Raw genomic sequence first — 9826 nt, 5'->3', positions numbered from 1 at the left:
CCCACGGGCCGACCACGGACCAGCGGGACCCGTCGACCCACCCCTGTCAGTTACCCGGTTTCTGAAGTCTCTCAGTGTGGAGAAGACGATGGTCATCTATGGAGTGGCAGCGCTGGCGCTGTGCATGCTCGTGGGCACGCTCGTCGGTGAACTGCTCGGCGAAGCCCTGGGCGTCGACGCCAACGTCGGCGGAGTCGGATTCGCCATGATCATGCTGGTGCTGGTCACCAGCAGGCTGCGCAGAAAGGGCAAGTTCCCCGAGCCCAGCGAGCAGGGCGTGCTCTTCTGGAGCGCGATGTACATACCCATCGTCATCGCGATGGCTGCCACCCAGAACGTGGTCAAGGCGGTGACCGGCGGCCCGATGGCCATTCTGGCGGGCCTCGCGGCGCTCGTCGCGGGAGGCGCCCTGGTGCCCGCGGTGGCGCGGATAGGCAAGCCGGCGGAGCCGCTGGCACCGCTGACCGAGCAAGAGAAGCAGGAGGCCTGAGATGGATCTGTTCGTCTCCGTCTTCGAGGACAACGGCCTGCTGGTGGCCTTCGCGCTGGTCGGCGGGCTGATGCTGGTCTCCGGATGGCTGTCGAAGAAGCTCACCCGCGGCCGGCTGCACGGCTCCGCCATCGCCATCCTGCTCGGCCTGGTGCTGGCCTACTGGGGCGGCACGGTGACCGGTGGAGAGACCGGACTGGCCGACTTCGCCGTGCTCTCCGGGCTGGGCGTGATGGGCGGTGCGATGCTGCGGGACTTCGCGATCGTCTCCACCGCCTACGGCGTCGACCTGGAGCAGATCAAACGGGCCGGCCCCGCGGGTGCCCTGTCGATCCTGCTGGGCGTGCTGGTCTCGTTCGTGGCCGGTTCCGTCATCGCCGCGGCCTTCGGCTACACGGATGCCGCGTCGATGGCGACCATCGGCGCCGGCGCGGCCACCTACATCGTCGGGCCGGTGACCGGCACAGCGGTGGGCGCCAGTTCGGAGGTCATCGCGCTGTCCGTGGCCGCCGGGCTGGTCAAGTCCGTCGTGGTGATGGTGGGGACGCCGCTGGTCGCCCCGCTGATCGGGCTGAACAACCCGAAATCCGCCATGGCCTTCGGCGGTCTGCTCGGCACCACCTCCGGAGTGGCCGGCGGACTGGCGGCCACCGACAAGCGGCTGGTGCCGTACGGGGCGATGACGGCAACCTTCTACACCGGTGTCGGGTGCCTGCTCGGTCCCTCGCTGCTGTATGTGACGCTGCGCGCGCTGGTCGGCGGGTGAACACCGTGCCGCTCTGATCCGGTGAGGGGGTGCCCCTGACTGAGCGTCGCGGGCTGCGGGTTGGTTGTCGCTGTGGGGGCGCCCCCTGCTCGAAGAGCTTGGGGGAGCAGTTCCCCGCGCCTCTGACGGGGTGCGGGGAACTGTGGGCCGCGGGGCGCTCAGATGTCGAACGGTGCCTTTCCGCTGCCCCGGATCGTGAGCACCCCGGTGCCGAGGTCCGCACCGACGACGACGAACGCGCCCCGGCCACCGTCCTCGGTACGCAGGACCGGGTCACCGGCCTGCCGGACGGCCCGCGCCTGATCCGGTCCCTGGGCGGTCAGCGTGCCGCCCCAGCCGGGCACGGTGGACACCGGCGCGGTTCCGGACCTGTCGTACGGAAAGCACCGCATCCTGACCCGGTGGCCTTCGAGCGAGGCCGTGACGGAGTACTCGGCGTCATCGGTGACGACCCAGGCGTCTCCCTCGTACATGGTCATGGCGCCAGTGTGCGCCGCCCTCGACGGTTCCGCTCGGTGGCGGCCCGCACCGGGGTCACCGCGGGCGCGGCTCCACAGCGGTCAGCGCGACCGCCAGCGGCCCCGGCACCAGGAACCACCAGGGGCGGCACCGCCCAGCCGCACCCTCCCCCCCCCGCCGTGCACAGCGCGAGCAGCACCAGCGCACTGCCGGGCAGACCCCGCACAGCGCGAGCCGCCGCGTCCCCGGCAGGCCCGCGCCAGCCGTCGCCCCCGTACGCGCGGTATCCCGCGCAGGCGCGCAGCTCCGCCAGCGCCGCGACCGCAGCGGCGACGGCGAGGAAGGCGGCGAAAGGCGCGGCGCCGGGCAGCCCCGCAGCCGCCAGCGCCGCGTCGGCGGCCAGCAGGGCACCGGCCGCGATCAGTACGCAGCCGGCGGCCAGGTCGCCGCGCCGGTCCGTGCGCGCCCGCAGGGCGGCCAGGAAGCGCCCGGCGCGGTGCACGGCTGACCGTACAGCCGGCGGCGGCGCAGGGTGCAGGCCGATGGACAGCGCGATCTCTGTTCACCGTAGGTGGGCGTGGTGACGCAGCTCAGGTACCACCTCTCTCGGCTGCAATCCCGGTGCTGCGAAGAGGGGCGATCGGGCAACGGACGCCGATGGGTTCGCGCAGTCCGTCGAGGTCATGGCCTGGGATCCAGTCGTCCGGTGCCTCGAAACGCTTGCGGTCCAGCTTCCCTACATTCGCTTCGGGCTTCTTTTTCCACGTGCCGAACGGGCCTTGTGGACATGGGTGGTCACCTCTCTTCTCGTGCGGATGGTATGCGCACGGAAAAGGAGCGGTGTGGAGTTCACAGCTACCGCCCAGACGTCCCGGCTCGAAGGCCCTGCTCGCCGCCACGCGGTCCGCGCAGGCCGCGGCTGGCGGCTTCCCACCTCAGCACCGTCGAGCACGCATCACCGCCTCAAGCGGTGACGCGGCATCGCTACCCGTTACGAGAGCCCCTGGGCCGCACCGTGACATGATCGGCCCATGGGCCAGGACAAGGGGTACCTTCTGGACAACCGGCAGGTCGAGGCGGGCACTCGGTTCAAGGCGCTGGCGGAGCTCTTCGACGCCTCGACGTTCCGGCACTTCGAGACGACCGGGATCGCTGAGGGGTGGCGCTGCTGGGAGGTGGGGGCCGGCGGCCCGACCGTCCCCGCATGGCTCGCCGCGCGGGTCGGGCCCCGCGGGCACGTGGTCGCCACCGACATCGACGTGTCCTGGACGGGGACCGCCGCCACCGAGGGGGTCGAGGTGCTGCGCCACGATGTCGCCCGCGACGAGCCCCCGGCCGGACCGTTCGATCTGGTCCACGCCCGCCTCGTCCTCGTCCACGTCACCGACCGCGACGCGGCGCTGCGCTCCATGGTCCGTGCGCTGCGTCCGGGCGGATGGCTGCTGGTCGAGGACGCCGATCCCGCGCTGCAGCCGCTGATCTGCCCGGACGAGTACGGCCCGGAGCAGGAACTGGCCAACCGGCTGCGCCACGGCTTCCGCCGGCTGTTGCGGCAGCGCGGTGCCGACCTCTCCTACGGGCGCAAGCTGCCGCGGCTGCTGCGCGAAGCCGGCCTCGCCGATGTCGAGGCCGACGCCTACTTCCCGATCACCTCGCCCGCGTGCGACGTCCTGGAGGCGGCAACCGTTCATCAGGTGCGTGACAAGCTCACCGCCGCGGGCCTGGCCACGGACGAGGAGATCGAACAGCACCTGGCCAACGTCGCCTCAGGACGCCTCGATCTCGCCACCTCCCCCATGATCTCGGCCTGGGGCCGCCGCCCCTGAGACGCCGGAGCCAAGGCCACGGCCGACGATTTCCACGCACGGCGACCCACGGCTGGACATCGGCCCCGGCCCCTCGGGCCGCCGGGTTCTCTTCGGCTCGGCAGGGGCTGGTGCGCTCGACGTCCCGCCGACATTGCGGACGGGCGGAACGGCCTACAAGATCTCCCACATGGTGAGCGCGATGTGGCGGGACATGATCAGGCGGCTGTACCAGGACGCCGAGTTCTCCGCGCCCGCAGCGGACGCGGAGATCGATCACATCGAGCGGCGGCTGGGACAGCCGGTCCCGGACGCGCTGCGCGGGCTGCTCCGGGAGAGCAACGGGGTGCGGGACGAGTACGGGGCCGGGCTGGTGTGGTCGGTGCGGGAGATCGTCGAGCAGAACGCGGAATTCCGTGCCAACTCCGACTTCTCGGCCCACTACATGTCCTTCGAGCAGTTGATGTTCATGGCTGACAACGGGGGAGGCGACCAGTTCGCCTTCGTACGCGTCCCGGCAGGGCGGCCCGACGACGTCTTCGTATGGGACCACGAGACCGACGAACGCAAGCGCGTCGCCCTGTCCTTGGCGGACTACCTCGACCGTCGCGCCAGGAGCGACGGCGACGACTGGTACAGGTGAGCTTCCGCTGGTATGGGTGGCCTTCCGCGCTGCGGCGCCGCGGAGTGCCGGTGGCTGGGGGCCACCCACGCTCCCACTCGGCCCCCGGCTCCGGCCCTAGGCGTCCCGTATGCGCAGCAGCAGACCGCCGGTCAGCAGCGCTGCGGCGGCCCACCCGGCAGTCACGCCGAGGCCGGCCCAGGGGCTGATGGGCAGGCTGCCGAGGTGGGTCGTGGCCTGAATGGCGAGCCCGGCGCTCATCGGGGCGAACTTCCCCAGCAGGCGCTGCAATTCCGGGTCGCTGACGGTCCCGGAGACGATCGGGAAGACGTACAGCAGGCCGAGCACAACCCCCATGCTGGTGGCGGCGTCCCGCACGGCGGTCCCGAAACCGAGGCTCAGAAGGCCGATCAGGATCAGATAGAGGACTGTTCCGAGGGCCGCGCGCAGCGTCGGCCCGTCGGCCAGGGACAGCGCACGGTCCCCGGGCTCGGGCAGCACGAGCCGCCCGGCGAGCACCGACCCGAGAACGGCGACCGCTCCGCCGACGGCCACGACGCCGGTGAGGATCACGGCCTTGGCCGCGAGGACGGTCACTCGCCGCGGCACCGCCGTCAGGGTGGTGCGGAGCATGCCCGAGCCGTACTCGCCGCTGATGATCAGCACGGCCAGGACGGCGACAGGCGCCTGGCCGAGGTGGACCCCTGTGAGACTGAGCTTCGTCGTGTCGCTGCCGCAGCCACTGGCGGTGCAGTTCACCACCGAGGTCGCAACGGCGCTCACGGCCACCGTCGCAGCGACGGTGGCCAGCAGCAGCCACAGAGGCCCTGCAACCGTCCGGAGCTTCGTCCATTCCGCGTGCAGTGCCGGTCTCATGCGTCCCTCCTGTCGAGAAGGACGGCGGCCGCGGCCAGAGCTGCCACCGCGTAGCAGGCCAGGACGGCGAACCCGGCCCATGGCGCCAGCGGGTAGTAGCCGTAGTAGGGCGTGTAGTTGCTCGCCACCTGGTGGTACGGCACAAGCGTCTGCTGGACGGCGAAGACCGCCCCGGGTGTCGCGGTGGCCACTCCCTTCGCCACGCCGGCGGGCAGGAACGGGAGGGCGATGAGGACGTAGGGAAGCACGACGGTCACGGTGACCATGGCGACCGCGCCGGCGCTGCGCCGGAAGAGGGCGCCGACGGAGAGGGCCAGGACCGATGCGGTCGCGAGCAGCGCCGCGGTCCCGAGCGCCACCCGCAGTTCGGTCGAGTACGACACGGGAAAGATGTAGACGCCGTTGTCCCGGGCAAGCCGCTCCCCGAGCGGCGCTGCGAGGATCGCCCCCGCCGCTCCGGCGACGAAGGTGACGGCCCACAACACGATCGCCTTGGCCACCAGCACCCGGCCCCGTCTCGGACTTGCGGAGAGGGTGAGGCGGATCATCTTGCTCCGGTACTCCTCGGTGATGAACAGCGCCCCTACGACGATCACCGCGATCAGCGCGGCGAACGTGCCCGCGAGGAGGTCCCTCAGGTGCCCGCCGGTCGGCAGGCTGTCGCGGACAGCGGGGGCTATGTCGCCGGCACCGGTGACGGTGAACCGGTCACCGGATCCGGCGAACGAACCCGAGGCGTTGCGCGGGTAGCCGGCGAAACTGGGGGATCCGGCTCCCACCTGACCGCCCGTCCAGTCGCCGTCGGCCCAGCCCGCACGGGTCCGGAGATCTTCGAAGGTGGCCGTGGACACACTGCCGGCCGTGCCCCCGCCGCCCGCAACAGACGGAGAGGCGACGAACAGCCCGACCTGCGCGGTCGGTCCGAGCCCGCTCACCTGTGCGGTACCGACCCTGGTCCACTTCGTGCCGTCGGCCGAGGCATAGCCGGTGACCGTGTCGCCCGAGCGGTCCAGCCGCAACCAGCGGGGCGACTCGGCGGAGACCCGGCCTGGCGGGCCGGCCGTGTCGTTGACGTAACCGTCCTGCATCCGCACACCGTGGCTGCCGGTGGCCATGATCGCCGCATAGGGCGATCCCTGGCGCGTGCCCTTCTTGATGACGAGCCCGGCCTTCGCCCACGGCACGGTGCCGGACCGCAGGTCGCCGGGGCCCTGGGCGATGCTGCTCCTGAGCGCGGAGACGGAGACGATGATGCTGCCGTTTCCGCCGAGCGGCCGGTGTACGAAGTAGAAGCTGTCGGTGACCGGCCCACCGTGCGGTCCGACGGGAACGGGTGGTGAGCCCTGCTGGTTTCCGCCGGCTCCGGCGAGCAGGGCGAACAGCACCAGCATCAGCGGCACTGCCCCTGTGCCGATCAGCCGGCTGCGGACGGTCCGGAACTTGGTCCACTCCGCGTGCAGCACCTGGGCAAAGCCGTCGCGTCCGGCGCGCCTGGCGGACCGGTACGGCGTGCTGGTGGAGGTCACCTGGCGACCTCCTCGGGCGGAGTCGCGGTGCGGAACTCGACTGCCTCGCGGGTGAGTTCCAGGTAGACCTCCTCAAGCGTGGGGCGGTGTGGTGACACCTCCGAGAACGCCACCGTGCACTCGTTCAGCAGTCCCACGATCCGGTCCGGGGACAGACCGGTGACGGTGATGGTGTCGCGGCCGACGGCCGCGACGGCGGCACCGGCCTGCGCGAGCACTCTCATCGCCGCGGTCCCGGCCGTGGTCCGAACCGCCACTCGGTTTCCGGAGGCGGCCGCGATCAGGTCGGCCACACCGGCGTCGGCTATCACCTTGCCGCGCCCCACCACGACGAGGTGGTCGGCCGTGTCCTGCACCTCGCTCATCAGGTGGCTGGAGACCAGGACGGCACGGCCCTGCGCTGCCAGCGACCGAAGGAAGCCGCGCATCCAGACAATCCCTTCCGGATCCATGCCGTTGAACGGCTCATCGAGCATGACTGCCGGCGGATCACCCAGCAGGGCCGCGGCGATCCCGAGCCGCTGCCGCATGCCGAGCGAGTAGCCGCCGGCCTTCCGCCGCGCCGCCGGAATCAGGCCGACCTGCTCGATCACCTGGTCCACCCGCCGCGCGGCCAGGCCCTGTGAATGCGCCAGCCACAGCAGGTGGTCACGCCCACTGCGGCCCGGGTGCAGTGCCGACGCGTCCAGTAGTGAACCGATATGGTTCAGCGGATGCCGAAGGCCGCGGTAGCGCCGGCCCTCGATCAGCGCGGTGCCTTCCTCGACCGCGTCCAGACCGAGGACCACCCGCATGGTGGTGGACTTCCCGGCCCCGTTCGGGCCCACGAAGCCGGTCACCAGTCCCGGGCGGACGGTGAAGGACATGCCGTCGAGGGCCAGGGTCGCTCCATAGCGCTTGCGCAGTCCGGCGACGACGATCCCTTGGGCGCTCACCGCAGCGAACTCACGGTTGGAAATGGACTCATGCCGACGGTTGTACGCGGCACCCGGTTCCAGCCGGGTCGCGGTGGCTGCGACCCGGCTGGAACCTGGGATCTGGCATCGTCGGGGCATGGAACACCTACCCGGCGGCCGGTTCGCCCGCGCCGCCCACCCGACGGCCGGTGGAGAACGCCGGTGAGGGTCCTCGTCGCCGAGGACTTCGAGGTCCTCGCCCGCTCCATCGGAACCGGTCTGCGCCGCGAGGGCATGGCCGTCGACGTCGCTCTGGACGGAACCGCCGCTCTGGACCGGCTCGTCGTCACACGCTACGAGGTGGTGGTCCTCGACCGCGACCTGCCCGGCGTCCACGGGGACGACATCTGTCGGCAACTCGCCCACGGCCGCTGCGAGACGCGGGTGCTGATGCTCACTGCCTCCGACACGGTCGAGGACCGCGTCGACGGCCTGCGCCTGGGCGCCGACGACTACCTGCCCAAGCCGTTCGCGTTCGCCGAACTGGTCGCCCGTGTCCGCGCCCTGGCCCGCCGCGCCACCCCGCCGCTGCCGCCGACGCTGGCATGCGGGGACATCACCCTCGATCCCGCCCGCCGCACCGCGTTCCGGGCCGGCCGACGCCTGGCGCTGAGCCCCAAGGAGTTCGCGCTGCTCGAATGCCTGCTCGCCGCGCCCGGCCTGGTGATCTCCGCCGAGGAGCTGCTGGAGCGGGTCTGGGACGAGGCCGCCGACCCCTTCAGCAGCGCCGTCAAGCACACCATGCACCGGTTGCGGGCCAAGCTCGGTGATCCACCCGTGATCGAGACCATCCGCGAAGGCGGCTACCGGATCGCACCGTCATGACCTCCCAGCAGCTCGCCACAAGATCCTTGCAGACGCGGCTGGCACTCGCGTACGCGGCCGGCTTCTACGCCGCCGGGGTCTTCGTGCTCGTATTCGTCGGTGTCGGGCTCCTCGGCGCCGAGTCGACCACGCCCAAGGGCCGGCCCTCGCCGGGTGCGACCACCGGAACCGGGCGCGGGATCAGCCTGGCCCAGCTCCTCCCGGGATCGGCTGTGGCCCTGGTCGTGCTGGTTCCCGTCGCCCTGGCTGCCGGCTGGTTCGTCGCAGGGCGGTTCCTGCACCCGCTGCGCACCATCACCGCCACCGCCAAATCCATCTCCGCCGGTGACCTCCACCGGCGCCTCGGCCTCGGCGAGCCCACGGACGAGCTGACCGAGCTCGGCCACACCCTCGACGACCTGTTCGCCCGCCTTCAAGCCGCCTTCGACGCCCAGCGCCACTTCGTCGCCAACGCCTCCCATGAGCTGCGCACCCCCCTCGCCGGGCTGCGCACCCTCCTCGAAGTCGCCCTCTCCGACCCCGAAGCCGACGCCGGGACGCTGCGCTCGGCCTGCCAGGAAGCCCTCGCCCTCGGCGGGCACCAAGAGCGGGTCGTCAGGGCGCTGTTCGTCCTCGCCACCAGCGAGCGCGGAATCTTCCGCCGGGACACCCTCGACCTCGGCCACATTGCCGAAGAGGTGCTCGCCTCCCGCCGCGACCGGGCAGCAGAGCGAGGCATCGACCTCACCGAACACTTGACGCCCGCGGTGACGGCCGGGGACCCGGGACTGGTCGAGAGTCTCGTCGCCAACCTCATCGACAACGCCATCCGCCATAACCACACAGACGGCCATGTGCGGATCTCCACTTGGACCTCGGGCCCGCAGGTGACCCTCACGGTCACCAACAGCGGACCCGTCATCCCCGGCAGCCAGGTCCAGCGCCTCTTCCAGCCCTTCCAGAAGCTGGCGCCCGATCGTCACGGCCGCCGCGACGGCCACGGACTCGGCCTCGCCATCGTCAACGCCGTCGCCCAGGCGCACGACGCCACCCTCACCGCCGACGCACGCCCCGAAGGCGGCCTGTCCATCACCGTGCGGTTCCCCGGGGGGTACGCAGACCGAACGCCGGCGACCTGACGCATACCGTCCGGGCTTGTCGTGCGGCCACGTGACTCCCGGCTCGACTCAGCGGGCATCCAAGAGGGTCGCCGCGTCGGTGAGGGACCGCGCGGCGACAGTGCAGCGGTGGGCGAGTTGCTGGACCCGGTGGTGGAAGGCGGCGGCCTCCGGGCCGGTCCATTCCAGCGCTTCGGCGCCGGCGCGGAGGCGTTCGGCGTGGGCGCCGAGGGCGGCGGCGTGGGCGCGCAGGGCGACCGCCGGGCCGGTCGGGACGTCCGCGCCGGGGCGGGGGGCCGGGAGGTGTGGGGAACGTGGCGTACGGCGGCCCGGCGGGCGGCGGCGGTACGGCACCGAAGGAAGCCGTGCTCTGCGGGTCCTGCCGGCTCTGCGGGTTCTGCTGG

At 71.8% G+C, this 9826-nt stretch carries 11 protein-coding genes and 1 pseudogene; 6 read left to right on the top strand and 6 right to left on the bottom strand.

From position 1 onward, the window contains the following. Nucleotides 1–88: 88 nt before the first annotated feature. Together madL and madM are read left to right on the top strand one after the other, a co-directional pair. The gene (gene madL / locus ITI46_RS30885; protein WP_209243236.1) at nucleotides 89–490 is read left to right on the top strand and encodes a malonate transporter subunit MadL; all 402 of its coding nucleotides are present in this window, start codon (nucleotides 89–91) and stop codon (nucleotides 488–490) included. Between the two features lies 1 nt (nucleotide 491). Then, nucleotides 492–1256, top strand: coding sequence for a malonate transporter subunit MadM (gene madM, locus ITI46_RS30880; RefSeq protein WP_209243235.1), 765 nt, complete (start codon nucleotides 492–494; stop codon nucleotides 1254–1256). A gap of 158 nt (nucleotides 1257–1414) precedes the next feature. Here madM and ITI46_RS30875 read toward each other — a convergent pair whose 3' ends face one another. Further along, nucleotides 1415–1735 (bottom strand): hypothetical protein, encoded by a 321-nt coding sequence (locus ITI46_RS30875; RefSeq protein ID WP_209243234.1) that lies wholly within the window; start codon nucleotides 1733–1735, stop codon nucleotides 1415–1417. Continuing rightward, nucleotides 1732–2217, bottom strand: a complete 486-nt coding sequence (locus ITI46_RS30870; protein ID WP_209243233.1) for a hypothetical protein — start codon at nucleotides 2215–2217, stop codon at nucleotides 1732–1734. The genes ITI46_RS30875 and ITI46_RS30870 overlap by 4 nt, the downstream gene beginning before the upstream one ends. Before the next feature lie 529 nt (nucleotides 2218–2746). Between ITI46_RS30870 and ITI46_RS30865 the strand changes: the two genes are divergently transcribed. Both ITI46_RS30865 and ITI46_RS30860 read left to right on the top strand, forming a co-directional pair. Further along, the gene (locus ITI46_RS30865) at nucleotides 2747–3541 is read left to right on the top strand and encodes a class I SAM-dependent methyltransferase (RefSeq protein WP_209243232.1); all 795 of its coding nucleotides are present in this window, start codon (nucleotides 2747–2749) and stop codon (nucleotides 3539–3541) included. 169 nt (nucleotides 3542–3710) lie between these two features. Continuing rightward, complete coding sequence (locus tag ITI46_RS30860) at nucleotides 3711–4163, top strand: SMI1/KNR4 family protein (RefSeq protein WP_247746849.1); 453 nt, start codon at nucleotides 3711–3713, stop codon at nucleotides 4161–4163. A 96-nt stretch (nucleotides 4164–4259) separates the two neighbouring features. Here the strand turns inward: ITI46_RS30860 and ITI46_RS30855 are convergent, their stop codons facing one another. From ITI46_RS30855 to ITI46_RS30845, 3 genes are read right to left on the bottom strand one after another with little or no spacing between them, the layout of a single operon-like run. Next, nucleotides 4260–5018: an ABC transporter permease subunit gene (locus tag ITI46_RS30855; RefSeq protein ID WP_209243231.1), complete on the bottom strand. Its 759-nt coding sequence runs from the start codon at nucleotides 5016–5018 to the stop codon at nucleotides 4260–4262. Beyond that, nucleotides 5015–6544 carry an ABC transporter permease subunit gene (locus ITI46_RS30850; RefSeq protein WP_209243230.1) on the bottom strand — a complete coding sequence of 510 codons (1530 nt, stop codon included), beginning with the start codon at nucleotides 6542–6544 and terminating at the stop codon, nucleotides 5015–5017. The genes ITI46_RS30855 and ITI46_RS30850 overlap by 4 nt, the downstream gene beginning before the upstream one ends. Continuing rightward, on the bottom strand, nucleotides 6541–7479 hold the full coding sequence (locus ITI46_RS30845; protein ID WP_372452107.1) for an ATP-binding cassette domain-containing protein: 939 nt from the start codon (nucleotides 7477–7479) through the stop codon (nucleotides 6541–6543). The genes ITI46_RS30850 and ITI46_RS30845 overlap by 4 nt, the downstream gene beginning before the upstream one ends. A 183-nt stretch (nucleotides 7480–7662) precedes the next feature. Here ITI46_RS30845 and ITI46_RS30840 point away from each other — a divergent pair, with 183 nt between their 5' ends. Together ITI46_RS30840 and ITI46_RS30835 are read left to right on the top strand one after the other, a co-directional pair. Further along, nucleotides 7663–8325, top strand: a complete 663-nt coding sequence (locus tag ITI46_RS30840; RefSeq protein ID WP_209243228.1) for a response regulator transcription factor — start codon at nucleotides 7663–7665, stop codon at nucleotides 8323–8325. After that, on the top strand, nucleotides 8322–9443 hold the full coding sequence (locus ITI46_RS30835; RefSeq protein ID WP_209243227.1) for a sensor histidine kinase: 1122 nt from the start codon (nucleotides 8322–8324) through the stop codon (nucleotides 9441–9443). The genes ITI46_RS30840 and ITI46_RS30835 overlap by 4 nt, the downstream gene beginning before the upstream one ends. A 48-nt stretch (nucleotides 9444–9491) precedes the next feature. Here ITI46_RS30835 and ITI46_RS30830 read toward each other — a convergent pair. Continuing rightward, a pseudogene (locus tag ITI46_RS30830) lies at nucleotides 9492–9826 on the bottom strand (hypothetical protein); the annotation flags it as partial.

It is taken from the genome of Streptomyces oryzae, assembly GCF_017676365.1.
Classification (GTDB): Bacteria; Actinomycetota; Actinomycetes; order Streptomycetales; family Streptomycetaceae; genus Streptomyces; species Streptomyces oryzae.
Note: the sequence above shows the minus strand (reverse complement) of the source record. Positions and strands in the feature narration are given on the sequence as shown.

Bases quoted from the DNA above. Each gene is read 5' to 3' on its own strand.
- madL (WP_209243236.1), top strand. From the start codon at position 89: ATGGTCATCTATGGAGTGGCAGCGCTGGCGCTGTGCATGCTCGTGGGC.
- madM (WP_209243235.1), top strand. From the start codon at position 492: ATGGATCTGTTCGTCTCCGTCTTCGAGGACAACGGCCTGCTGGTGGCC.
- ITI46_RS30875 (WP_209243234.1), bottom strand. From the start codon at position 1,735: ATGACCATGTACGAGGGAGACGCCTGGGTCGTCACCGATGACGCCGAG.
- ITI46_RS30865 (WP_209243232.1), top strand. From the start codon at position 2,747: ATGGGCCAGGACAAGGGGTACCTTCTGGACAACCGGCAGGTCGAGGCG.
- ITI46_RS30860 (WP_247746849.1), top strand. From the start codon at position 3,711: ATGGTGAGCGCGATGTGGCGGGACATGATCAGGCGGCTGTACCAGGAC.
- ITI46_RS30855 (WP_209243231.1), bottom strand. From the start codon at position 5,018: ATGAGACCGGCACTGCACGCGGAATGGACGAAGCTCCGGACGGTTGCA.
- ITI46_RS30835 (WP_209243227.1), top strand. From the start codon at position 8,322: ATGACCTCCCAGCAGCTCGCCACAAGATCCTTGCAGACGCGGCTGGCA.